The following is a 22,742-nucleotide window of genomic DNA, read 5'->3' on the forward strand; positions in this document are numbered from 1 at the left end:
TCAAGCGGCAGCCGGCGTCAGGCCCTGGCCCAGCCCGCCGTCGACGGTGAGCCGCGCGCCCGTCGTGAAGGTCGCCTCGAAGGCGAAGAAGAGCACCGCGCGCGCGACTTCGGCCGAGGTGCCGTGGCGCCGCATCGGCGTGATCTGGTCGCCCAGGCGCATGAACTCGGCGCGCTCCTCGGCGGTGGCGTCGGTCACGCCGAGCGTGGGCGTGTCGATGAAGCCGGGGCTCACCACGTTCACGCGGATGCCGCGCGTCACCAGTTCGGCCGCGAAGCCCGAGGCCATCGAGCGCAATGCGGCCTTCGTGGCGCTGTACACGCTCATGCCGTGCATGCCGCCTTCGTCGGCAATGGACGAGGTGAAGACGATGGCGCTGCCCGCAGGCATCAGCGGTGCGAGGCGCTGAACCGTGAAGAACGGGCCCTTGGTGTTGACCGCAAAGGCACGGTCGTAGCCGGCCTCGGTCACCTGCTCGAAGGGTTCGAGCGACGAGATGCCCGCGTTGATGTGCAGCAGGTCGATGCGGCCGAAGCGCTCGCGCACCGTGGCGGCGAGGGCGTCGATGTCGGCCAGCGAGGCCGTGTCGGACGCCAGCACATGCGCGCGCGGGCCGAGCACGCGGCGCGCGGCATCCAGGTTCTGCGGATTGCGGCCGGTCACGAGCACGTCGGCGCCGCCGTCGAGCAGCGCCTGCGCGGTGGCCAGGCCCATGCCGAGGGTGCCGCCGGTGATGACGGCTTTCTTGCCTGCGTAGGGGGTGTGGGGTGTGGTGTTCATGGCCGTCGATGATCCGGATCGCGCGGCTCGCGGTCGCGCACGTTCGGCCGTGGGGGAGCACAAACGGTCGACGGCATGCGCGGCGCCGGCGGCCCATAATGTTTCGATGAGCGATACCGATCTGGACACCGATTTGCACGGGCACGGTGGTGTGGCGTGCGAGGTGGCGCTGTCGGCCGACAGCTTCGTCGCGCCGCCCGCCACCGACAGCCTGCGCGTCGACGTGCGCCAGACCCCCGGCGGGGTCGTTGGGTACGAGGCGCTGCCCGACCACCGCCTCAAGCTGCACGCGGGCGCGCCGGTGGCGGGCGCCTGCCAGTTCCATCGCTTTCTCTACACGCGCGGCGACCTCGACATCCTGCCGGCCGGCAGCACCGACATCTGGCACGAGGAATCGCCGAGCACCTCGGTGGTGGTGCGCATGGCGCCCGCGCTGCTCGTGCGCACGGCCGACGAGATGGGCCTGCCGGCCGAGCGCGCGGTGCTCGGCGAGCGCCACCAGTTTCGCAACCCGCAGATCGAGCACATCGCCTGGGCGCTCGACGCCGAGCGCCGCGCGGGCTTTCCCAACGGCCGGCTCTACACCGACAGCCTCGGCACCGCACTCGCGGTGCAGCTGATCGCGGCCGGCCCGCAGGTGGCGCCGTCACCCGCGCAGGGGCTGGCGCGGCTGCAGCTGAAGCGTGTCACCGAGTTCATCGAGGCGCACCTGGATGGCGACCTGTCACTGGCCGCATTGGCCGAGGTCGCGGGCCTGAGCGCCTCGCATTTGAAGACGCAGTTCAAGCGCTCGACCGGCCAGGCGGTGCATGCGTATGTGGTGCACCGCCGTGTCGACCGCGCGCGCAGCCTGCTGCTGAACAGCGAGATGCCCGCGAGCCTCGTGGCGCTCGAGAGCGGCTTCTCGCACCAGAGCCACATGGCGCGCTGCATGCGCCGCGTGCTGGGCCTCACGCCCGGCGAGGTGCGGCGCGCGGCGTAGGGTTCAGCGCGCTTCGTCGCCGAAGCCGCTGAATGCGATGTCAGGTGCGCTGGTGTTGTGCTTCGAGGGCAGGCTGCGGCCGAAGCGCACCTGCGTGGCGTTCAGCGTCTTCACCTCGGGCAGCGGCAACACCTGCTCGGCCGCTTGCGGCGAGGCCTGCCAGCGCACCTCGCTCATGTCGGCGTTGTCGGGTGTCACGTACATCGAACGCAGCACGGCAAAGGGCTGCTTCGCGCTTGCTGTGGGGTGGGAGAGCGTCACGTCGAGCGCGGTGCGGGTGCGGCTGATCTCGGTCACGCGCGCCACCGCCTTGCCGCCGTCGGTGAAGCGCAGGTGGATGGCGAGGGGCTTCGGCACCACGCGGATCGACGCGATGTTCACCACCGGCCGCCCGGCTTGAACGACCGGGCCGAGCAGGAACGACGAGCCGTACACACCGTCGCCGAAGCGCGCCTCGGGCAGCGGCTTGAGGCGCCAGTAGCCGTCGGAGGGGTAGAGCACGATGGCCTCGAGCGCCTTGCCGTTTTCCTTCTTGAACACCTGCAGCAGGTGAAAGCCGCGGTCGTGGCGCATGCCGACCTGCACCGGCACGCGCGCCGGCCGCCAGAAGGTCGGCAGCGTCATGCCGACGATGCGCCACTGCGCGTTGTCGAGCAGCACGACGGTGCGTTGCTTGAAGCGGTGCGCCGGGTCGGTGGGGTGGGCGCCGCCGTCGAAATTGCAGCCCGAGAAATCGGGCGCGGTGACGTCGTTGCCGATGCTGCCGAGGTAGCTGGGCTGCAGCGCTTCGATGCGCAGGCGGCGGATGCCGTCGCCGCGCAGCACCATCGACACGTTGTCTTCCTCGGCGCAGGCCGTGGGGGTGGTGGCGTTCTCGACGGTGGCGGCCACAGGGGCTGCAGAAGCGGCACCGGCGGCCAGCAGCAGGGCGAGGAAAGCGGCGGGAGCGCGCGAGGCAGGGCGCGCAGCAATCGAAACGGGCATCGGGTCTCCGGTGAAGGGGAGAGGGCGCGCGAACGCGCAGGAGCCGGAAGGCTCAGGGCGGATCGCGGCGCGCCATCAGGTCGCTGAAGAGCTTATGTTCGCATTCCGGGTCGGAACACTTCTCGCAAGGCCATGTCCACGAGGCGGGCTTGGCGTCGCGGCGGGTGCGCGTGCGGGCACGGCCTTCGTTGCCGGCGATGGTGTTGATCGCATTCCATGCGTTCGCCAGCCGTTCGCCGCCGCTGCCATGCACCACGGCGTACGAGAGTCCGGCGCGCGTGAGCGCGGCGCGCACCAGCGTGTCGGTCGGCTGGCGCGCATGGGGACCGTCGCGCATGTCGTCGGCCACCCAGGGCAGGTCGAGCGCGGTGAGCAGCGTGATGGCGTAGCGCCGCTGCGCAGCGAGGGCGCTGTCGTAGAGCGAGGTGTCGGCGAACAACTGCTCGCTGTAGACCGCCGTCATGAGCGCCGTGGTGTCGGCCACCACCACGCCAGTGGCGGCAGCGGCGTCGATGCGGCGCCTCTGTTCGTCGGCGATGGCCTGTTGCTCGTCGGGGCGCGGTGTGCGGCCTTCGCGTTCGCACCATTCGCGCAGGTACTCGCCCACCAGCGTGACGGGCGTGCCGCGGTCCTGCAGGCGCTGTGCGATGGCGCGCGAGAGCTCGGTCTTGCCCGTGCTCTCGGCGCCCACGAGCGCGATGACGCAGCCGGTCGGCAGGTTCGGCGTCATGCCGGCACCGCCTTCGTCGTGGCCTTCGGCAGGCGTCGCTGCCATGCCAGGAAGCCGGCCACGCTGAGCACGGCGAACACCGCGTACAGCGCTGTCGTGAGCCACAGGCCCTTGTGGATGAACAGGCCCACGCTGACCACGTTCACGGCCAGCCAGATGAGCCAGTTCTCGATGAATTTGCGTCCGAGCAGGAACTGCCCGACCAGGCTCAGGCCGGTGACGAAGCCGTCCCACCAGGGCACGTCGGTGTTGGTGAAGCGGCGCAGGAAGAGGGCGACCACGGGCCACGCAATGGCGCAGGCCACGAGGGCGTACGCGGTCCCGCGCGGCGACAGCCGGCTGACCCGCAAGGCGCTGCCGTCGGCGCGAAAGCCGCGCAGCCATTGCGCCCAGCCCCAGAGGGCGACGAAAGCGAAGAAGACTTGAAGGGAGGCGTCGCCGTAGATGCGTGCGTTGGCGAACACCACCACGTAGAGCAGCGAGCTGACGATCGCCAGCGGCCAGCCCCAGTGGATCTCGCGCATGTTGCAGCCGACCATCGCGAGCGCGAGCACGGCGGCGACGAGCTCGAGCCAGGTGACGGGAGAACCCCACAGCGCAAAGGCGGAGGCCGAGAGAAGCTCTGGCATCGAGAAGCGGCGAAAGAAAGGATCAGTGCGCGATCTGCACGAAGACTTCGTTCGGTTTGACCATGCCGAGTTCCGCGCGGGCGCGTTCCTCGACCATCTCGAGGCCGTCTTTCAGGTCATTGACTTCGGACGCGAGCCGCTCGTTGTTGAGGGCGGCCTTCGCGTTGGCGTCCTTCTGGTCGGCCAGCTGGGTCCTCAGCTGGGCGACCTCGCGCACGCTGCCGCGCCCGTTCCACAGCTGCCACTGCAGGATGACCAGCAGCAGCACCAGGATGAGAGGAGGGACGAAGCGCGCGCGCATGCAGGCTGCGAGGCGCTACTTGAGGTTGTAGAACGCGCCGCGGCCCGGGTAGACGGCGATGTCGCCGAGGTCTTCTTCGATGCGCAGCAGCTGGTTGTACTTGGCGATGCGGTCCGAACGCGACAGCGAGCCGGTCTTGATCTGGCCGGCGTTGGTGCCCACGGCGATGTCGGCGATGGTGCTGTCTTCGGTTTCGCCCGAACGGTGCGAGATGACGGCCGTGTAGCCCGCGCGCTTGGCCATCTCGATGGCGGCGAAGGTTTCGGTCAGCGTGCCGATCTGGTTGATCTTGATCAGGATCGAATTGGCGATGCCCTTGTCGATGCCTTCTTGCAGGATCTTGGTGTTGGTGACGAACAGGTCGTCGCCCACCAGCTGCACGCGCTTGCCCAGGCGTTCGGTCAGGTGCTTCCAGCCGTCCCAGTCGCCTTCGTGCATGCCGTCTTCGATGCTGATGATCGGGTACTTGTCGACCCAGGTCGCGAGCATGTCGGTCCAGCTCTCGGCCGTGAGCGACAGGTTCTCGCCCGACAGCACGTACTTGCCGTCCTTGTAGAACTCGCTGGCCGCGCAGTCCAGGCCCAGGGCGATCTGTTCGCCGGCGGTGTAGCCGGCCTTGTCGATGGCTTCCAGGATCAGCTGGATGGCCGCTTCGTGGCTCTCGACGCTGGGGGCGAAGCCGCCTTCGTCGCCCACGGCCGTGCTGATGCCGCGGTCGCCCAGGATTTTCTTCAGGGCGTGGAACACTTCGGCGCCGTAACGCACGGCCTCGCGGAAGCTCTTGGCGCCCACGGGGATGATCATGAACTCTTGCAGGTCCAGGCTGTTGTTGGCGTGCGCGCCGCCGTTGATGACGTTCATCATCGGCACCGGCAGCTGCATGCCGCCCATTCCGCCGAAGTAGCGGTACAGCGGCAGGCCCGACTCTTCGGCCGCGGCGCGGGCCACGGCCATCGAGACGGCGAGGGTGGCGTTGGCGCCCAGGCGGGCCTTGTTGTCGGTGCCGTCCAGGTCGATCATCGTGCGATCGAGGAAGGCCTGTTCGCTGGCGTCCAGGCCCAGCACGGCTTCCGAGATCTCGGTGTTGATGTTCTCGACGGCCTTCAGCACGCCCTTGCCGAGGTAGCGGCTCTTGTCGCCGTCGCGCAGCTCGATGGCCTCGCGCGAACCGGTCGAAGCGCCCGAGGGCACGGCCGCACGGCCCATGGTGCCCGACTCGAGCAGCACGTCGCACTCGACGGTGGGGTTGCCTCGGCTGTCGAGAATTTCGCGGCCGACGATGTCAACGATTGCACTCATCTCTATCTCTTTCTCTGGGTCTCTTGGTGGAGTGGACTGGCAAAAAACGGAATCAAAGGCCTTCGACCGCGATCATGTTCATGATGGCGGCGCCGGCACGCGCTTCACGCGCCTTCAGGTATTCGGGCGTCTCGTAGAAGGCCTTGGCCTTCTCGAAGCTGGGGAATTTGAGCACGACCACGCGGGTGGGCTTCCAGTCGCCTTCGAGCGGCTGCACCTGGCCGCCGCGCACGCAGACTTCGGCGCCGTGCGCCTGCATCGCGACGCTCGACCACTTCTTGTATTCCTCGTACTGCGTCGGGTTGGTGACTTCGACGTGGGCAATGACGTAACCGCTGCTCATGCTTGAAAACTGTCCTCGAGGAATGCGTTCTTCTTGGTGACCCGGTCGAGCGCCAGCAGCGTTTCGAGCAGGGCCTTCATGTGCTTGAGCGGAACGGCGTTGGGGCCGTCGCTCAGGGCTTTGTTCGGGTCGGGGTGCGTCTCCATGAAGAGACCGGCCACGCCCACGGCCACGGCCGCGCGCGAGAGCACCGGCACCATCTCGCGCTGGCCGCCCGAGCTGGTGCCCTGGCCGCCGGGCAGCTGCACCGAGTGGGTGGCGTCGAACACCACGGGCGCTTTCGTCTCGCGCATGATCGCGAGCGAGCGCATGTCCGAGACGAGGTTGTTGTAGCCGAAGCTGGCGCCGCGCTCGCAGGCCATGAAGCTGTCTTCGTTCAGGCCGGCTTCCTTGGCGGCAGCGCGGGCCTTGTCGATCACGTTCTTCATGTCGTGCGGCGCGAGGAACTGGCCCTTCTTGATGTTCACCGGCTTGCCCGACTGCGCAGCGGCGTGGATGAAGTCGGTCTGGCGGCACAGGAAGGCAGGCGTCTGCAGCACGTCGACCACCTTGGCGGCCTCGGTGATGTCTTCGTGGGTGTGCACGTCGGTCAGCACGGGCAGGCCGAGTTCGCGCTTCACCTTGGCCAGGATCTCGAGGCCCTTGTCACGCCCCGGGCCGCGAAAGCTCGTGCCCGAGGAGCGGTTGGCCTTGTCGAAGCTGCTCTTGAAGATGAACGGGATGCCCAGCGACGCCGTGATTTCCTTCAACGTGCCGGCCGTGTCCATCTGCAGCTGCTCGGATTCGACCACGCACGGGCCGGCGATCAGGAAGAAAGGCTGGTCCAGCCCGATGTCGAATCCGCAAAGCTTCATGCCACTGCCTTGAGCGTCTTGTTGGTGCTGCCCGCGCCCTTGTCCTTGTGGTCGAGCGCCGCCTTGATGAAGGCGTTGAACAACGGATGGCCGCCCCACGGCGTTGACTTGAACTCGGGGTGGAACTGCACGCCCATGAACCACGGGTGCACGTTCTGCGGCAGCTCGACGATTTCGGTCAGGTGCTCGCGCTGCGTGAGCGCCGAGATCACGAGGCCGGCGTTGCGCAGCTCGTCCAGGTAGTTGACGTTGGCTTCGTAGCGGTGGCGATGGCGCTCGGTGACCACGTCGCCGTAGATGCTGTGCGCCAGCGTGCCGGGCGTCACGTCGGAGCTTTGCGCGCCCAGGCGCATGGTGCCGCCGAGGTCGGATTTTTCGTCGCGCGTCTTCACGGTGCCGTCGCGGTCCTTCCACTCGGTGATCAGCGCGATCACGGGGGTGGGCGTTTCCGGGTCGAACTCGGTGCTGTTGGCGTTCTTCAGGCCGGCCACGTGGCGGGCGTACTCGATGGTGGCGACCTGCATGCCCAGGCAGATGCCCAGGTAGGGCACCTTCGATTCGCGGGCGAAGCGGGCGGCCGAGATCTTGCCTTCCACGCCGCGCTGGCCGAAGCCGCCGGGCACCAGGATGGCGTCGTACTTGGCCAGGCGCGACACGTCTTGCGCCGAGATGGTCTCGGAGTCGATGTAGTCGATCTTCACGCGCGCATGGTTCTTCATGCCGGCGTGGCGCAGCGCCTCGTTGAGCGACTTGTAGCTGTCCGACAGGTCGACGTACTTGCCGACCATGGCGATCGACACTTCCTGTTGCGGATGCTCGACCTCGTACACCAGCTCGTCCCAGCGCGTGAGCTTGGCGGGCGGGGTGTTGATGCGCAGCTTGTCGCAGATCAGGCCGTCCAGGCCCTGTTCGTGCAGCATGCGGGGCACCTTGTAGATGGTGTCCACGTCCCACATCGAAATGACGCCCCATTCGGGCACGTTCGAGAACAGCGAGATCTTGGCGCGCTCGTCGTCGGGGATCGGGCGGTCGGCGCGGCACAGCAGGGCGTCGGCCTGGATGCCGATGGCGCGCAGTTCCTTGGCGGTGTGCTGCGTGGGCTTGGTCTTGAGCTCGCCGGCGGCGGCGATCCAGGGCACGTAACTCAGGTGCACGAAGGCCGAATTGTTCGGGCCCATGCGCAGGCTCATCTGGCGCACGGCTTCCAGGAAGGGCAGCGACTCGATGTCGCCCACGGTGCCGCCGATTTCGACGATGGCCACGTCCACTTCATGCGCCGTGCCGATGCCGGCGCCGCGCTTGATGTATTCCTGGATCTCGTTGGTGATGTGCGGAATGACCTGGACGGTCTTGCCGAGGTAGTCGCCGCGGCGTTCCTTCTCGAGCACGGTCTTGTAGATCTGGCCGGTCGTGAAGTTGTTGGCCTTGCGCATCCGCGTGTTGATGAAGCGCTCGTAGTGGCCGAGGTCGAGGTCGGTCTCGGCGCCGTCATCGGTGACGAACACTTCGCCATGCTGGAACGGTGACATCGTGCCGGGGTCGACATTGATGTACGGATCGAGCTTGATGAGGGTGACTTGGAGGCCGCGCGATTCGAGGATCGCGGCGAGCGAGGCGGAGGCGATTCCCTTGCCAAGGGAAGATACGACACCACCGGTGACGAAGACAAATTTGGTCATGCCAGTTCCGGACGCGTGAATCCGGGCAGTGGGAAATTGCGATTATAGGTGTCCCCTTTGTGCCTCCACGGCCGAAGGCCATCCGGTTCCTGATCTTGTCGGTATGTGAGCAACAATATGTCCCATGCAAGATCTCGCCGGCAAACACATCGTCCTCGGACTCACAGGGGGCATCGCCTGCTACAAATCGGCCGAACTGTGCCGCCTGCTCGTGAAGGCGGGCGCCACCGTCCAGGTCGTGATGACCGAGGCGGCCGAGCAATTCATGACGCCGGTCACCATGCAGGCGCTCTCGGGGCGCACCGTCTACACCTCGCAGTGGGACGCCCGCGAGCCCAACAACATGCCGCACATCAACCTGAGCCGCGAGGCCGACGCGATCGTGCTGGCGCCCTGCAGCGCCGATTTCATCGCGCGGCTGGTGCAAGGGCGTTCCGACGAGCTGCTGAGCCTGCTGTGCCTGGCACGCCCGACCGACCGCGTGCCGCTCTTGATCGCCCCGGCCATGAACCGCGAGATGTGGGCCCATCCGGCCACCCAGCGCAACCTGATGCAGGTGTCGGCCGACGGCGCGACCGTGCTGGGCGTGGGCAGCGGCTGGCAGGCCTGCGGCGAAACCGGCGACGGGCGCATGCTCGAACCGGCACAGCTGCTGGAAGACATCACGGCCTTCTTCCAGCCCAAGCTGCTGGCGGGGCAGAAGGTGCTCGTCACGGCCGGCCCGACCTTCGAGGCCCTGGACCCGATCCGCGGCATCACCAACCATTCGTCCGGCAAGATGGGCTTTGCCATCGCCCGCGCGGCGCGCGAGGCCGGTGCCGAGGTCACGCTGGTGGCCGGCCCGGTGCACCTGCCGACGCCGCGCGGCGTGAGCCGCATCGACGTGCTGTCGGCACAGGAGATGCTCGAAGCCACCACCCGTGCTGCGCAGGCAGCTAGCATTTTTGTAGCAACGGCCGCCGTGGCCGACTGGCGCCCGGCGACGCACAGCGACCAGAAGATCAAGAAGGACGGCAGCGGCCAGACGCCGGTGCTGCACTTCGTCGAGAACCCCGACATCCTGCTTACGGTGGCCAAGAGCGAACGCGCTCAAGCCAGGAAGCTGTTCTGCGTGGGCTTCGCCGCCGAGAGCGAGAACCTCGCCGAGCACGCCAAGGCCAAGCGCGAACGCAAGGGCATTCCGCTGCTGGTGGGCAACATCGGCCCGCTGACCTTCGGGCAGGACGACAACGCGCTGCTGCTGGTGGACGCGAAGGGCGTGCGCGAGTTGCCCCGCGCGCCCAAGCTCCGGCTGGCGCGTGAGCTGATGACGGAAATTGCCGCGCGACTTCCTGATTGGAGGGCCTGATGAACACCGAATCCAACACACCACCCAACGGCGACTTCGCCCGCTACGTGGAGCAGCTGTCGGCACGGGCCGGCCAGTCTGCCCGCGTCCCGGGCAAGGAATCCGAGCACGGGCTGGACGTCGGCATGACGCCTTCGCCCGGTGCGCAGGGGACCACCGTCGCACGTCGTGAATCGCCGGCTGGCGAGGCCGCGAAGGCTGACGGCACCAAGGCCATCCCCCTGGGCACGCTCAAGGTGCTGGCCGGCATGGGGGCGATGGTGTTCCTGGTGCTGTGGGCCATCGGCGTGCCGCTCTCCGTGCTGGTCCTGGGCGCCGCCGCGGCGGCCTGGTTCGGCAAGCGTTTTCTCAAGGGGCTCAATCTGAGGCCCGGGGTCGCCAAATGGCAGCAGGTGCTCGAAGAGGCCGCCCGCAAGCAAAAAGAACAGCAACAGAAGTAACCAAGGCAGCAAGTCAGTGAACGTAGACGTCCGAATCCTCGATCCGCGCATGGTGGATCAATTGCCCGCGTATGCCACCCCCGGAAGCGCCGGCCTCGACCTGCGGGCCTGCCTCGATGCCCCGGTCACGCTCGAGCCCAATGCCTGGCAACTGGTGGGCACCGGCATCGCGATCCACCTGGCCGATCCGGCCTATGCCGCGTTGATCCTGCCGCGCTCGGGCCTGGGCCACAAGCACGGCATCGTGCTGGGCAACCTCGTCGGCCTGATCGACAGCGACTACCAGGGCGAGTTGAAGGTCAGCGCCTGGAACCGCAGCAACACGCCCTTCGTGCTGCAGCCGATGGAGCGGCTTGCGCAGCTGGTGATCGTGCCGGTGGTGCAGGCGCAGTTCCGCGTGGTCGCCGAGTTCGAGGCCTCGCAACGCGGCGAGGGCGGCTACGGCTCGACCGGCAAGCACTGAGTTCGTGGGGATGCCCCAGCAAAGCTGAAGGGCACCTGAGTATCCAAGGCGTAAAGAACGGAACCGCCGGCGCGTGGTTCGTCTCGAAGGTTTCAGCGTCTGTCTTTCGTCATCGCGGCTTCGGCTGAAACGTTAGACACAGGCCGGCATGCGGCCCGTCCGGGCGCGTGCTGTTTTCTTCGAGGAGCCTCTTTCATGAACATCTCAATGCGCTTCATTTCCGTCACGGCGTCCGTGCTCGCACTGGCCACGCTCACGGCCTGTGTCGCGCCGGCCCCGGTCTACCAGACCTCGCGCTACCCCTACCAGGCCCCGCCGCGGGCGATCCAGTACCAGGAAGCGGCCTACGTCGAGTACGGCCACGTCGCCAACATCGAGGTGCTGCGCAGCGAAACCGCGGGCGTGGGCACCACGGGTGGCGGTGCCATCGCGGGTGGTCTCATCGGCGGCGTCGTGGGCAACCAGTTCGGACGCGGCAACGGCCGTGCCGCAGCCACTGCGCTCGGCCTCGTGGGCGGCGCCTTGCTGGGCAACACCATCGAGGCCCAGCAGAACGGGCCGCGCGCCTACGAGAGCTACCGTGTCTCGGTGCAGACCGACCGGGGCGGCTACCGTGCCTTCGACGTGCAGAACCCGGGCGACCTGCGCATCGGCGACCGCGTGCGCATCGACAACGGGCACATCTCGCGCATGTAGCCCTCCGGCCGCGCGCGCACAAAAAAAGCCGGGCACTGCCCGGCTTTTGCTTTGTGGAGTGGGGTGGTTTCAGTGCAGCATCTGGCCGCCCGGCGCCATCGGCGGGACCTTGAAGAAGGCGGTGCCTGCCGTGCCGCGGCCGACTTCTTCTTCGGTGGCTTCGCGCACCGAACGCACCGTGATGTCCAGGCGGATCGCGATGCCCGCCAGCGGGTGGTTACCGTCGAGCACGAGGTGGTCGGGATAGATCTCGGCCACGGTGTAGATCGCGTCCTTGGGCATGGCCTCGCTCACGCCCTTGGGCAGGGCGGAGCCGTCGAAGGTCATGCCTTCTTCGGTGCCTTCGGGGAACAGCGAACGCGGCTCCAGGAAGAGCAGCTGGTCGTTGAAGTCGCCGAAGCCCTGCTCGGGCTCGATCTGCAGTTGCACGCGCGCGCCGGGCTCATGGCCCTGCAGGGCGGCCTCGATCACGTCGAAGAGGTCGTCGCCGCCCACCATGAATTCCACCGGCTCGTCGAGCACGTCCAGCACATCGCCGAGCGTGTCTTTCATGGTCCAGGTCAGGCCGACCACGCATTGTTCAGAGATTTCCATTGCAGAATTCTCCCATGGAGATCAATCAACCGCTGCCCTTGCTTGGCGGCCTGAGTCCCGCGCAGTTCATGCGCCGGTACTGGCAAAAGAAACCCCTGCTGATCCGGCAGGCCGTTCCCTCGATGGTGCCACCGATCGACCGCCCCGCGCTCTTTGCGCTGGCGGAGCGCGAGGGGGTCGAGTCGCGCCTGATCCGGCATGGGAAGGCCGGCTGGTCGCTCAAGCACGGCCCGCTGCCCCGGCGCGCGCTGCCGCCGCTGAAGCAGCCGGGCTGGACGATGCTGGTGCAGGGCGTCGACCTGCACCACGACGGCGTGCACGAGCTGCTGCGGCAGTTCCGTTTTCTGCCCGATGCGCGCCTGGACGACCTGATGATCAGCTACGCGAGCGACACCGGCGGCGTCGGCCCGCATTTCGACAGCTACGACGTGTTCCTGCTGCAGGCGCAGGGCCGGCGCCGCTGGTCCATCGGCAAGCAGTCCGACCTGCGGCTGCAGCCCGACGTGCCGCTCAAGGTGCTCGAGCGCTTCGAGCCCGAGCAGACCTTCGTGCTCGAGCCCGGCGACATGCTGTACCTGCCGCCCAAGTACGCCCACGACGGCGTGGCGGTGGGCGACGACTGCATGACGTACTCGATCGGGCTGCGCTCGTCCGCCGTGGGCGAGCTGGGCGCCGACCTGCTGGCGCGCGTGGCGCAGGCCTATGCCGAAGACCTGGAAGACGCAGGCCCGGCCGAACTGGCGCGCTACCGCGATCCGTCGCAACCGGCGGTCGAGGCCCCGGCTGCAATGCCGGCTGCGCTGCAGGACTTCGCACGCAAGGCGGTCGAGGCCGCGCTGCGCGACCCCGACGCCATCGACCGTGCGCTGGGCGAATCGCTCACCGAGCCGAAGGCCAACGTCTGGTTCGGCGAAGGCAATGAAGTGCCCGAGGTGCTGCGCGAGGTCGCGCTCGATCGCCGCACGCGCATGCTCTACGACGCGCGGCACGTCTACATCAACGGCGAGAGCTTCCGCGCCGGCGGGGCCGACGCCACGCTGATGCGGCGGCTGGCGGACCAGCGTGCGCTCGGTGCGCGTGACCTGGCCCGTGCCAGCGAGGGCGCGCGGGCGCTGCTGGGCGATTGGTGCGAGGCGGGCTGGCTGCATGCCGAGTGAAGGTGCCGTCCCGGTCCTGATCGAAGGCCGCTTCGACGGCCGGGAGGCGTTCGCTGACCTCGTCCGCGGGGCCTTGTCCGCCGCTGCGCACCAGGGCTGGAACGAGATTGTCTTCAGCGATCCCGACTTCGCCGACTGGCCCCTAGGCGAGCGCGCGAGCATCGAGGCGCTGCAGGCCTGGTCGGCCAGCGGGCGCCGCCTGTTGCTGCTGGCAGGGCGCTTCGACCTGATCGAGCGCGGTCACGCGCGCTTCGTGACGTGGCGCCGCACCTGGGACCACATCGTCGAATGCCGCGCGGCAGGTGGCCGTTCAGGCGCGGCCGAGGAGGTGTCCAGCGCCCTCTGGACGCCCACCTGGTGCCTGCACCGCATCGACCCCGAACGCAGCCGCGGTGTCTGCAGCAGCGAGCCGCGTGCGCGGCGCGACCTGCGCGAAGGCCTCGACGAGCGCTGGCGCCAGGGCCGGCCGGCCTTTCCCGCCTCCACGCTCGGCTTGTAAGCCAATGCCGCAAATACACCCCCGCGACATATCCGGGCGGGGTTGGCGGTCTAGAATTTTTTGGTTCCAGACCTTCATTGCCAAAGGAGTCCTCATGAAGAAGTCGTCGTCCGTCCTGATTGCCTCGCTGATCGCCGCTGCCGCCCTGGTGGCCTGCGGAAAGAAAGAGGACGCCGCCCCCGCGGTCGTGACCCCGCCGCCCGCTCCCGTGACCGAACCCGCACCCGCCGCACCGCCGGCCGCCGCGCCTGCATCGGCACCATCGGCTGCCGCTTCGTCGGCCCTGGACGCCGCCAACGCCGCGACCGAAGCCGCCAAGAAGGGCGAGGCACCGAAGCAGTAATTCCGCTGCCAGGTCCGCACCATGCAAAAAGCCGCCCTTGGGCGGCTTTTTCATTGGGGGAGGGCGATGCCCCGCCTGCTCAGACGTCGAGCCAGGGCGAGCCCTCGGCGGCGGTGGCCGTGAGCATCTCGGCCTCGTCGCCGCCCAGCGCCTCGGCCATCAGGCGTCGCACGATCTCGGGCCGGTTGTTCTGTTCGCTCAGGTGCGCGGCGACCACGTGGCGCAGCCCGTCGTGAAGCACGGCACGTGCGATCTCCGCCGCCGCGGTGTTCGACAGGTGGCCGTAGTTGCCGCCCACGCGCTGCTTCAGGAACGACGGGTAAGCCGAGCCGGCGAGCAGGTCGCTGTCGTGGTTGAACTCCAGCAGCAGCGCGTGCGCGCCGCGCAGCCGGGCCAGCACGTGGCTGGTGGCGTGGCCCAGGTCGGTCAGCACGCCCAGCGTGCGGTTGCCGTCGGTGCAGCGCAGCTGCAGCGGCTCGCGGGCGTCATGGGGCACGGTGAAGGGCTGCAGGCAGAGGTCGCCGACCGTGAACTCGGCGTCGTCGCGCGCCAGGTGCAGGCGGCCTTCGTAGTCGCGCCCGCCGGTCGCGAGCCAGGTGCCTTCGCTCATCCAGACCGGGATGCGGTCGCGCAGCGACAGGGCATGGGCGCAACCGATGTGGTCGCCATGCTCGTGGGTGATGAAGACGGCGTCGAGGTCCGCTGCGGCCAGGCCCGCCTGGGCCAGGCGCCGGTCGAGCTGGCGGATGCCGAAGCCGCAGTCGACGAGGAGGCGGGTGGTGCGGCCGGCGCTGGTCGTTGCTTCGACCAGCGCGGCGTTGCCCGTGCTGCCGCTGCCGAGGCTTCGGAAGCGGAGCATGGGGCTTACTTCAGGTCGTCGGCGATGACCTTGACGATGCGCTGCGCGTTGGCCGAGGTTTCGGGCGCGCCGGCGTCGTTCAGGACCGAGACCGTGGTGGCTTCGCCCTGGCTCTTGACCGAGATGCGGAACTTGATCGGCGCTTCGTCCTTCTTGGAGCTGAACAGCTTGCCGAAGAAGCCATCGTCCTTCTTGTCGGGGTTCGGCGTCACGTAGCGCACGTAGTAGGTGCCGGCGCTGCGATCGCGGTCTTCGACGGTGAAGCCGGTGCGGTCCAGGGCCAGGCCGACGCGGCGCCATGCGCGGTCGAAGCCTTCGCTGATCTGCACGACCGGCTGGTTGCCGACGGTGGCCACGGTGGCGGTCTTGGGCGCTGCGGTGGTCGCGGCGAGGATCTTCGACTGCTCTTGCGAGACGCCGAGCTTGACCATCAGGCGGCGCAGGAATTCGGTCTCGAGCTCAGGATCGCTCGGGCGGGGCTGCCACACGGTCTGGTCCTGGCGGGAGTTGTTGTAGACCTCCTGCATGCCGCGGTGGCTGACGAAGATCTCGGTGCCGTTGGTGCTGCGCTCCAGGCGGGTGCGGAAGCGGTCGAGTTCGCCGGTCGAGTAGACCGAGTCGACCAGCTTGCCCAGCGTGCCGCGGATGATGTCCTGCGGCAGCTTGGCGCGGTTCTCGGCCCAGTCGGTTTCCATGATGCCCAGGTTGCGCTGGTCGGTGGTCAGCAGGAAGCCGTTTTCCTGCCAGAAGTCCTTGACGGGCTCCCAGAGCTGGTCGGGCGTGCGGTTGATGACGATCCAGCGCTGTGTGCCCGAGCGTTCCATGCGCACGTCGCCGATGTTGGCCACGGCGGTGGGGATGCCCGGTGCGTTCGCGATGCCGGCCTGGTAGGCGTTGGCGGTGACGGCGCCGCCCGGCACTGCGTAGCGGTTGTCGCGCGAGAGCTGGGACAGGTCGGGTGGGACTTCGAGCGTCGGGGCCTTGCCTGCGCTCTTGTAGTCGATCTTGTCGCTCTCGAGGACGGAGCAGGCGGCGAGGCTGGCAACGAGGGCCAGCAGTGCAAGTCGCGAAATGTTCTTCAACGTCGTCTTCCTTGGTGGAATGGTTCGGTCAATCGATGGGCCCCAGCGCCCCGCCCTCTCTGAGCACTGTTGCGGCAAAAGGTTGCTTGACCTTGCTGCGAACAGGGGAAAGGGCGGACGGGAACCGGTGTGATCGGGGGGAAACCCGGGCTCGGTCAGTCCTTGAGCAGGCCGGTGGCGCGCAGGGCGCCCTCGACCGCCGGGCGGCTCGCTTCGCCGAGTTCCGTGAGCGGCAGCCGCAGGGCGCCGCCGCACAGACCCAGGCGGGCCATGGCCCACTTGAGCGGGATCGGGTTGGGTTCGACGAACAGGTTGCGGTGCAGCGGCATCAGTTCGAACTGCAGCTGCATGGCGCGCTTGACGTCGCCGGCCAGCGCGGCCACGCACAGCTCGTGCATCTTGCGCGGCGCCACGTTGGCCGTGACGCTGATGTTGCCCTGGCCGCCGCACAGCATGAGCGCGACCGCGGTCGGGTCGTCGCCGGAGTAGACGGCAAAGTGCTTCGGCAGGTCGCGGATGAGCCACTGGGCACGCTCGATGTTGCCGGTGGCTTCCTTGATGCCGATGATGCCGGGCACCTGGGCCAGGCGCAGCACGGTGTCGTGCGCCATATCGGCGACGGTGCGGCCGGGCACGTTGTACAGCACGACGGGCAGGTCGCCGACGGCTTCGGCGATGGCCTTGAAGTGCTGGTACTGGCCCTCTTGCGTGGGCTTGTTGTAGTAGGGAACGACCTGCAGCTGCGAGTCGGCGCCGACGCCCTTGGCGAACTTGGCGAGCTCGATGGCTTCCTTGGTCGAGTTCGCGCCGCAGCCGGCCATCACGGGCACGCGGCCCCGGGCCTGCTCGACGGATACGCGGATGATTTCGCAGTGCTCTTCCACATCGACCGTCGGCGATTCGCCGGTGGTGCCGACCACGCCAAGGCAGTCGGTGCCTTCGTCAATGTGCCAGTCGATGAGCCGCCGCAGGGCGGGGTAGTCGACACTGCCGTCGTCGTGCATCGGCGTGACGAGCGCGACGATGCTGCCTGTCAGTTGCTCCAAGGGAATCTCTTTGTCGGTGGACGAAAGCGGCCATTCTACTGACTCCGGCCGGGCCGGAGACAGTTGTGTCGGCCAGCTCAGCTGGCCTTCAGGAAGTGGCGCTGCGGGGCGCCCGCGGCCGCTTCGCCGGGCCGCACGGCGGCGATGCGCTGGACGAAGCGCGCCGGCTCCGGCAGGAAGCCGTCCTCATAGGCGATCACCTGCAGGCTGGCGCAGGCCCCGAGCAGCTCGCCCGGCTGCAGCAGGAAGTCGGGCCGCGAGGGCTTGCCGACGGTCTCGTTGCCGGCCGCGAAGGTCTCGTACAGCAGCACGCCGCCCGGCGCCACGGCGGCCACGATGTCGGCCATGCGCGGGCGCCAGAGGTAGTTCGTGACGACCACCGCGCCGAAGCGCTGGGCCGCGAAGGGCCAGGGGCCCGACTCGATGTCGGCCGCCACCACGCGCCCGAAGGCGCCGGCCGCCTCGACGGCCTCGGGCGACCGGTCGACGCCGGTCGTTGCATGCCCGCGCCCGGTGAACCACTGCATGTGCCGCCCGGACCCGCAGGCCACGTCGAGCACCGTGGCGTTCGGCGCAAGCAGGTGCGACCAGCGCACGACCCATTCGGAGGGCGCTGTGCTCGCATGCACGGGAATTGCTACATCTTTCATAGTGGCCTGGGCCCGGCTTGCGGGCATTTCGGGGCGAAGTCGTTCAGAAACAGGACCACACCTGGTCGACCAGCGTGACCAGGAACGTCGGATGCACGTACAGCGCGAACACGCCGCCCAGCGCCGCCAGCACGGCGGCGAGCCAGGCGGCCTGGGCCAGGTAGTGGTTGCGTGTGCGGGGCGTCATGGCGATGGCTCCTTGCAAACAAGACAGAAAAGCGCGGGCCGTCAGCCCGCCACGGCGACCGGCCGGACCGCGCGCGCGATGGCGCTTTCCTTGACCGGCAGGTTGATCAGCGCCGCGAACACGCCCAGCGCGATCGAGATGTACCAGACGATGCTGTAGCTGCCCGTCGTGTCATACAGGAAGCCGCCCAGCCACACGCCCAGGAACGACCCCACCTGGTGGCTCAGGAACACGAAGCCGCTGAGCATTGACAGGTGCGCCACGCCGAAGATGCCCGCGACGATGGCGTTGGTGGCCGGCACGGTCGACAGCCACAGGAAGCCCATGGCCGCCGAGAAGACGTAGACGCTCAGCGGCGAGATCGGCGCCAGCAGGAAGAGCGCGATCGACACCGCCCGCGCAAAGTAGATGGCCGCCAGGATCTTGGGCTTGGACAGCTTCTGCCCCAGCAGGCCGACCGTGTAGGTGCCGAACACGTTGAACAGCCCGATCAGCGCCAGCGCGTAGCCCGCCACTTCAGGCGACAGGTTCTTGTCGCGCAGGTAGGTCGGCATGTGGATGCCGATGAAGGCCAGCTGGAAGCCGCAGACGAAGTAGCCCGCCATCAGCAGCCCGAAGCTCGGGTAGCGGAAGGCCTCGCCCACGGCCTGCAGCACCGATTGCTCACGGTGGCCGGCCAGGGCCGCAGTCTTGGGCTCGCGCAGGCCGAAGGCCAGCGGCACGATCACGAGCACCAGCACCGCCACCACGGCCAGCGCCGTCTGCCAGCCGAAGGCGCCGATCAGGCGGCCTTCGATGGGCGCCATCAGGAACTGGCCGAACGAACCGGCCGCCGCGGCCACGCCCATCGCCCAGGAGCGGCGCTCGGCCGGGATCTGCCGGCCGATCACGCCGTAGATCACGGCGTAGGTTGAGCCCGCCTGCGCCGCGCCGATCAGCACGCCCGCGCTCAAGGTGAACAGCAGCGGCGTCGGCGAATGCGCCATGCCGAAGAGGCCCGCCGCGTACAGCAGCGAGCCGCCGATCAGCACGCGGAACGCGCCGAAGCGGTCGGCCAGCATGCCCGCGAACACGCCGAAGATGCCCCACGACAGGTTCTGCACCGCCAGCGCGAACGAGAAGGTCTGTCGGTTCCACTCCTGCGCCTGCGTGATGGGCTGCAACCAGAGGCCGAAGCCGTGGCGGATGCCCATCGAGAGCGTGACGATCATGGCGCCGCAGAACAGCACCTGCTTGATCGAAAGGGTGGGAGCGGGGGAGGCTTGCATCCTTCGAATGTAGCGAAATGGATGCTGCGGCAGGTGGCGCGGTGGCCATGGCCATTGATGATTTGTGGGCGCGGTTTCAATGCGCGCACGGCATCAAAGAAAGAAGGCAGGCGCGCGGCCTGCCTTCGGGGTCAGCGCGCCGGCGCCGCCGCCGCGCCGCGCGCGCCCGGAAAGCCGTGCTCGCAGGCCCGCCACGCCAGCATCAGCCCCGGCACCAGCAACGCCAGCAGCGACCAGGGCAGGCTGCCCGCGCCGCCGCCCTGCAGCAGCAGGCCACCCACCAGTCCGCCGCCTGCGATGGCGAGGTTCCAGGTCGTCACGACCATCGACTGCGCCACGTCCGCTGCATCGCCGGCCGCCTGGGCCGAGGCGGTCTGGAACAGCGTCGCCGCGCCGCCGAAGGCCAGGCCCCAGACCGCGACCGCGAGGTACACGCCCGCCGCCGATCCGCCCGCCGCGGCGAGCATCAGCGCCGCCAGCGCGAAGGCGGCCGTGCCGGCCAGCACCAGCGTGCGCAGCCAGCGGTCGATCAGCACGCCCGTGAGCCAGATGCCGCCCAGCGACGCAGCGCCGAACACCAGCAGCACCCGCCCGACCTGGGCACCGAGCCCGGCATGCGCCAGGAAGGGCGCGATGTAGGTGTAGAGGATGTTGTGCGCGAGCACGAAGGCGAACATCACCATCAGCACCGGCCGCACGCCCGGCAGCAGGAACACGCGGCGCACGCTTTGCTGGCGCCCGGCCTCCTGGCCCGGGAAGTCGGGCACCTGCCAGCGCACCCAGCCGAGCAGCAGCACCGACAGCGCCGACATGATCAAAAAGGCCGGCCGCCAGCCGACGCTCGCGCCCAGCAGCGTGCCTGCCGGAATGCCCAGCGACAGCGCCAGCGGCGCGCCCAGCATCGCCACGGCGATGGCCCGGCCCTGCTGCGACGGCGCCACCATGCGCGCGGCGTGCCCGGCCAGCAGCGCCCACAGCAGGCCCGCGAACACGCCGGCGAAGAAGCGCGCGACCAGCGTCAGCGTGTAGTCGTGCGACAGCGCCGTCACCGTGTTGACCACCGCGAAACCGCCGATCGCGCCCATCAGCAGCGGCCGGCGCCGCCAGCCGCGCGTGAAGGCCACCAGCGGAATGGCCGCCACCAGCGAACCGAGCGCGTACACCGTGACGAGCTGGCCGACCAGCGCGGGCGCCACGCCCAGGTCGGCGCCGATCTGCGGCAGCAGGCCGGCCGGCATTGCCTCGGTGAGGATGGTGATGAAGCCGCCGGCCGCCAGCGCCAGCAGGCCCGACAAGGGAAGCGGTGAGGAAGAGGTCGTGTCACGCATAGACGGCGTCCCTCAGTTCAGTGACGAAGCGGCCCGACATGCCCTCATAGAGCGTGTTCGTGAAGGCCACCACGCTGAGCCCGCGCGCCCGGTCGACGAACCAGGCGTGGCCGTAGGCGCCGCCCCAGCGCCAGGTGCCGGGCGATTCGGGCGTCTGCGTGGGCTGCGGGTCGTGCAGCACCGAGAAACCCAGGCCGAAGCCCCAGCCCGGCGCGTCCGCCGGCCCCCAGGCGCCCGTGTGGTTGCGGCCCATGGCGTCGACGGTGGCGGTGCCCAGCAGCGGGGCGCCGCCGGTGCGCAGCGTTTCGAGCAGGCGCAGGAAGTCGCCCGCGCTGCCGACCATGCCGGCGCCGGCCGAGGGCCAGGCGTTGGCGTCGAAGGCGCGCGCCGGGTCGAAGCGGATGCCGACGGCGCCTTCGAACGGCGTGGCGACGACCGGGCCGTCCATGCGCTGCGGCGGCGTCGCGTCGGCGCCGTTCACGTAGGGCGTGGCCAGCCGCGGGTCGTCGGGTACGGCGGCGAAGCCCGTGTCGTGCATCTGCAGCGGCCCGGTCACCAGTGCGCGCACCGCCTCGGGCAGCGGCAGGCCGCTGGCCGCCTCGACCACTGCGCCGAGCACGTCGATGGCCAGCGAATAGAGCCAACCTGTGCCCGGCGGGTACAGCAGCGGCACGCCGGCCAGGCGTTGCAGGTTGGCGGCCAGCGTGAGGCCGTCGTCGCGGTCCATGCCGTCCGACACGCCGGCGCGCGCGTACGGGCCGTCGTCCGTGCTTTCGAGGAAGCGGTAGCCCAGGCCGGCCGTGTGGGTCAGCAGCTGCCGCAGCGTGATGACGGCTTCGCCGCCATCGGGAAGGCGCGGGCGGAAGTCCGGCAGCCAGCGCGTCACAGGGGCGTCCAGGTCGAGCCGGCCCTGGTCCACGAGGACCATCGCGGCGGTCGAGACGATGGGCTTGGACACCGAGGCCAGTCGGAACAGCGCGTCCTCGCGCATCGGCCGGCCGGCCTCGCGGTCGGCCAGGCCGGCGGCGCGCCGGTGGACGAGGCGGCCACCGTGGCTCACCAGCACCACGGCGCCAACCAGCCGTTGTTCGGCCAGCGCACGGTCGATGGCGGCGTCAATGCGCGATGGGTCCGGACCCTGCCACGCAGGGGTGAAAGTGGGAGAAATGTCGGGGAGAAAGGTCATGCGGCCAACGATAGGAAGAAGCCGACTTCGGATAAAGACGGCTACAGTTCCGCTCAATGCGGACGTTGAAGTCCGCAATGGAGATTCCCCATGGACAGCCTCAGCGGCTTTGCCGTCTTCGTTCAGGTCGCCGAAACCCGCAGCTTCGTGGCGGCCGGGCGCGCGCTCGGCGTGTCGGCCTCGGCCGTGGGCAAGCGCGTGGCGCGGCTCGAGGAGCGGCTGGGCGTGCGCCTGTTCCACCGCAGCACGCGCAGCATCACGCTCACCGCCGAGGGCGCGCTGTTCCTGGCGCGCAGCCGCCGCGTGCTGGCCGAGATCGAGGCCGCCGAGCAGGAGCTGTCGCATGCCGCCGAGGCGCCGCGCGGGCGCCTGCGCGTGAGCCTGCCGCTGGTCAGTTCGCTGGTGCTGCCGGTGCTGGCCGACTTCATGGCCGCCTACCCGGCGATCGAGCTCGACCTCGATTTCAGCGACCGGCTCGTCGACGTCATCGAGGAAGGCTTCGACGCCGTGGTGCGCACCGGCGAGCCGGCGGATTCACGGCTGTCGTCGCGCCAGCTCGGCGAGTTCTCGCAGCTGCTCGTGGCCTCGCCCGCGTACCTGGCGCGCCACGGCACGCCCGCCTCGCCGGAGGACCTGGCCCGCCACGCCTGCCTGCACTACCGCTACCCGGCGACCGGCAAGGTCGAGGTCTGGCCGCTCGCGCCCGGGCCCGACGGCAGCGAGGTGCGCCCGCCGGTCTCGATGATCTGCAACAACATCGAGACCCGGCTGTGCTTCGCCCTGCGCGGGCGCGGCATCGCCTGCCTGCCCGACTTCAGCGTGCGCGCCGCGCTGGCCGAGGGCGCGCTGCAGCCCGTGCTGGCCGACCACCTGCGCCGGCCCCGTACCATCGCGTTCCGCGTGCTGTGGCCGTCGGGGCGCCATCCGTCGCCCAAGCTGCGGGCGTTCATCGATTTCCTGGGCGCGCGGATGTTCGGTCCGCCCGCAGAAACTCCCGCCTGATGTGCGAAAAGAC

Annotated in this window: 27 protein-coding genes; 9 read left to right on the forward strand and 18 right to left on the reverse strand. The window is 69.0% G+C overall.

The window, feature by feature from the left end:
- On the reverse strand, positions 1 to 780 hold the full coding sequence (locus tag AC07OX_RS24395; protein WP_495262297.1) for an SDR family oxidoreductase: 780 nt from the start codon (positions 778 to 780) through the stop codon (positions 1 to 3).
- Between the two features lie 106 nt (positions 781 to 886).
- Here AC07OX_RS24395 and AC07OX_RS24400 point away from each other — a divergent pair, with 106 nt between their 5' ends.
- Positions 887 to 1,762 (forward strand): AraC family transcriptional regulator, encoded by an 876-nt coding sequence (locus AC07OX_RS24400; RefSeq protein ID WP_495262296.1) that lies wholly within the window; start codon positions 887 to 889, stop codon positions 1,760 to 1,762.
- A gap of 3 nt (positions 1,763 to 1,765) precedes the next feature.
- On the opposite strand, the gene AC07OX_RS24405 is transcribed toward AC07OX_RS24400, so the two are convergent.
- The 8 genes from AC07OX_RS24405 to pyrG are packed head-to-tail and all read right to left on the reverse strand — an operon-like array spanning position 1,766 to position 8,581.
- Positions 1,766 to 2,746 (reverse strand): hypothetical protein, encoded by a 981-nt coding sequence (locus AC07OX_RS24405; RefSeq protein WP_495262295.1) that lies wholly within the window; start codon positions 2,744 to 2,746, stop codon positions 1,766 to 1,768.
- A 52-nt stretch (positions 2,747 to 2,798) separates the two neighbouring features.
- Positions 2,799 to 3,476, reverse strand: coding sequence for an AAA family ATPase (locus AC07OX_RS24410; protein ID WP_495262308.1), 678 nt, complete (start codon positions 3,474 to 3,476; stop codon positions 2,799 to 2,801).
- A complete protein-coding gene (gene pnuC, locus AC07OX_RS24415) occupies positions 3,473 to 4,105 on the reverse strand; it encodes a nicotinamide riboside transporter PnuC (protein WP_495262294.1) in 633 nt (210 codons plus the stop codon). The genes AC07OX_RS24410 and pnuC overlap by 4 nt, the downstream gene beginning before the upstream one ends.
- Positions 4,106 to 4,127: 22 nt before the next feature.
- Complete coding sequence (gene ftsB, locus AC07OX_RS24420) at positions 4,128 to 4,406, reverse strand: cell division protein FtsB (RefSeq protein WP_070059525.1); 279 nt, start codon at positions 4,404 to 4,406, stop codon at positions 4,128 to 4,130.
- A gap of 15 nt (positions 4,407 to 4,421) precedes the next feature.
- Positions 4,422 to 5,705: a phosphopyruvate hydratase gene (gene eno, locus AC07OX_RS24425; RefSeq protein ID WP_062474653.1), complete on the reverse strand. Its 1,284-nt coding sequence runs from the start codon at positions 5,703 to 5,705 to the stop codon at positions 4,422 to 4,424.
- 52 nt (positions 5,706 to 5,757) lie between these two features.
- A complete protein-coding gene (locus AC07OX_RS24430; RefSeq protein ID WP_062474654.1) occupies positions 5,758 to 6,048 on the reverse strand; it encodes a DUF1330 domain-containing protein in 291 nt (96 codons plus the stop codon).
- Positions 6,045 to 6,902, reverse strand: coding sequence for a 3-deoxy-8-phosphooctulonate synthase (kdsA, locus tag AC07OX_RS24435; RefSeq protein WP_495262293.1), 858 nt, complete (start codon positions 6,900 to 6,902; stop codon positions 6,045 to 6,047). The genes AC07OX_RS24430 and kdsA overlap by 4 nt, the downstream gene beginning before the upstream one ends.
- Positions 6,899 to 8,581, reverse strand: coding sequence for a CTP synthase (pyrG, locus tag AC07OX_RS24440; RefSeq protein ID WP_139705616.1), 1,683 nt, complete (start codon positions 8,579 to 8,581; stop codon positions 6,899 to 6,901). Before pyrG ends, kdsA begins: the two co-directional genes overlap by 4 nt.
- 124 nt (positions 8,582 to 8,705) lie before the next feature.
- Here pyrG and coaBC point away from each other — a divergent pair, with 124 nt between their 5' ends.
- The 4 genes from coaBC to AC07OX_RS24460 all read left to right on the forward strand — a co-directional run bounded on the left by coaBC (position 8,706) and on the right by AC07OX_RS24460 (position 11,528).
- Entirely contained in the window at positions 8,706 to 9,929 is a 1,224-nt protein-coding gene (gene coaBC / locus AC07OX_RS24445; RefSeq protein ID WP_095947300.1) for a bifunctional phosphopantothenoylcysteine decarboxylase/phosphopantothenate--cysteine ligase CoaBC, read from the forward strand.
- Complete coding sequence (locus tag AC07OX_RS24450) at positions 9,929 to 10,369, forward strand: hypothetical protein (RefSeq protein WP_495262292.1); 441 nt, start codon at positions 9,929 to 9,931, stop codon at positions 10,367 to 10,369. Before coaBC ends, AC07OX_RS24450 begins: the two co-directional genes overlap by 1 nt.
- Positions 10,370 to 10,385: 16 nt before the next feature.
- Positions 10,386 to 10,832, forward strand: coding sequence for a dUTP diphosphatase (gene dut / locus AC07OX_RS24455; RefSeq protein WP_070059522.1), 447 nt, complete (start codon positions 10,386 to 10,388; stop codon positions 10,830 to 10,832).
- Positions 10,833 to 11,027: 195 nt separating this feature from the next.
- Positions 11,028 to 11,528: a glycine zipper 2TM domain-containing protein gene (locus AC07OX_RS24460; protein WP_062474665.1), complete on the forward strand. Its 501-nt coding sequence runs from the start codon at positions 11,028 to 11,030 to the stop codon at positions 11,526 to 11,528.
- A 69-nt stretch (positions 11,529 to 11,597) separates the two neighbouring features.
- Here AC07OX_RS24460 and AC07OX_RS24465 read toward each other — a convergent pair whose 3' ends face one another.
- Positions 11,598 to 12,122, reverse strand: coding sequence for an FKBP-type peptidyl-prolyl cis-trans isomerase (locus AC07OX_RS24465; protein WP_062474668.1), 525 nt, complete (start codon positions 12,120 to 12,122; stop codon positions 11,598 to 11,600).
- 14 nt (positions 12,123 to 12,136) lie between these two features.
- On the opposite strand from AC07OX_RS24465, the gene AC07OX_RS24470 reads away from it, so the two are divergent.
- The 3 genes from AC07OX_RS24470 to AC07OX_RS24480 all read left to right on the forward strand — a co-directional run bounded on the left by AC07OX_RS24470 (position 12,137) and on the right by AC07OX_RS24480 (position 14,121).
- Positions 12,137 to 13,279 (forward strand): JmjC domain-containing protein, encoded by a 1,143-nt coding sequence (locus AC07OX_RS24470; protein WP_495262291.1) that lies wholly within the window; start codon positions 12,137 to 12,139, stop codon positions 13,277 to 13,279.
- Positions 13,269 to 13,778 (forward strand): hypothetical protein, encoded by a 510-nt coding sequence (locus tag AC07OX_RS24475; protein ID WP_495262290.1) that lies wholly within the window; start codon positions 13,269 to 13,271, stop codon positions 13,776 to 13,778. Before AC07OX_RS24470 ends, AC07OX_RS24475 begins: the two co-directional genes overlap by 11 nt.
- A 94-nt stretch (positions 13,779 to 13,872) precedes the next feature.
- Positions 13,873 to 14,121, forward strand: coding sequence for a hypothetical protein (locus tag AC07OX_RS24480; protein WP_056583267.1), 249 nt, complete (start codon positions 13,873 to 13,875; stop codon positions 14,119 to 14,121).
- A 79-nt stretch (positions 14,122 to 14,200) separates the two neighbouring features.
- Here the strand turns inward: AC07OX_RS24480 and AC07OX_RS24485 are convergent, their stop codons facing one another.
- The 8 genes from AC07OX_RS24485 to AC07OX_RS24520 form a co-directional block, all read right to left on the reverse strand.
- Positions 14,201 to 14,980: an MBL fold metallo-hydrolase gene (locus tag AC07OX_RS24485; protein ID WP_062474678.1), complete on the reverse strand. Its 780-nt coding sequence runs from the start codon at positions 14,978 to 14,980 to the stop codon at positions 14,201 to 14,203.
- A 5-nt stretch (positions 14,981 to 14,985) separates the two neighbouring features.
- Positions 14,986 to 16,062 carry an NlpB/DapX family lipoprotein gene (gene bamC, locus AC07OX_RS24490; RefSeq protein ID WP_062474681.1) on the reverse strand — a complete coding sequence of 359 codons (1,077 nt, stop codon included), beginning with the start codon at positions 16,060 to 16,062 and terminating at the stop codon, positions 14,986 to 14,988.
- A gap of 155 nt (positions 16,063 to 16,217) precedes the next feature.
- Positions 16,218 to 17,114 carry a 4-hydroxy-tetrahydrodipicolinate synthase gene (gene dapA, locus AC07OX_RS24495; protein ID WP_370680965.1) on the reverse strand — a complete coding sequence of 299 codons (897 nt, stop codon included), beginning with the start codon at positions 17,112 to 17,114 and terminating at the stop codon, positions 16,218 to 16,220.
- A gap of 71 nt (positions 17,115 to 17,185) precedes the next feature.
- On the reverse strand, positions 17,186 to 17,758 hold the full coding sequence (locus AC07OX_RS24500; RefSeq protein ID WP_495262289.1) for a class I SAM-dependent methyltransferase: 573 nt from the start codon (positions 17,756 to 17,758) through the stop codon (positions 17,186 to 17,188).
- A 43-nt stretch (positions 17,759 to 17,801) separates the two neighbouring features.
- Positions 17,802 to 17,945 carry a hypothetical protein gene (locus AC07OX_RS24505; protein ID WP_167395003.1) on the reverse strand — a complete coding sequence of 48 codons (144 nt, stop codon included), beginning with the start codon at positions 17,943 to 17,945 and terminating at the stop codon, positions 17,802 to 17,804.
- A gap of 41 nt (positions 17,946 to 17,986) precedes the next feature.
- On the reverse strand, positions 17,987 to 19,213 hold the full coding sequence (locus AC07OX_RS24510) for an MFS transporter (protein ID WP_495262288.1): 1,227 nt from the start codon (positions 19,211 to 19,213) through the stop codon (positions 17,987 to 17,989).
- Between the two features lie 131 nt (positions 19,214 to 19,344).
- A complete protein-coding gene (locus tag AC07OX_RS24515) occupies positions 19,345 to 20,541 on the reverse strand; it encodes an MFS transporter (protein ID WP_495262287.1) in 1,197 nt (398 codons plus the stop codon).
- Positions 20,534 to 21,727: a serine hydrolase domain-containing protein gene (locus AC07OX_RS24520; protein ID WP_495262286.1), complete on the reverse strand. Its 1,194-nt coding sequence runs from the start codon at positions 21,725 to 21,727 to the stop codon at positions 20,534 to 20,536. Before AC07OX_RS24520 ends, AC07OX_RS24515 begins: the two co-directional genes overlap by 8 nt.
- A gap of 90 nt (positions 21,728 to 21,817) precedes the next feature.
- Here AC07OX_RS24520 and AC07OX_RS24525 point away from each other — a divergent pair, with 90 nt between their 5' ends.
- The gene (locus tag AC07OX_RS24525) at positions 21,818 to 22,729 is read left to right on the forward strand and encodes a LysR family transcriptional regulator (protein ID WP_495262285.1); all 912 of its coding nucleotides are present in this window, start codon (positions 21,818 to 21,820) and stop codon (positions 22,727 to 22,729) included.
- Positions 22,730 to 22,742 lie beyond the last annotated feature (13 nt).

Source organism: Variovorax sp. GW821-FHT09D07, assembly GCF_059416345.1.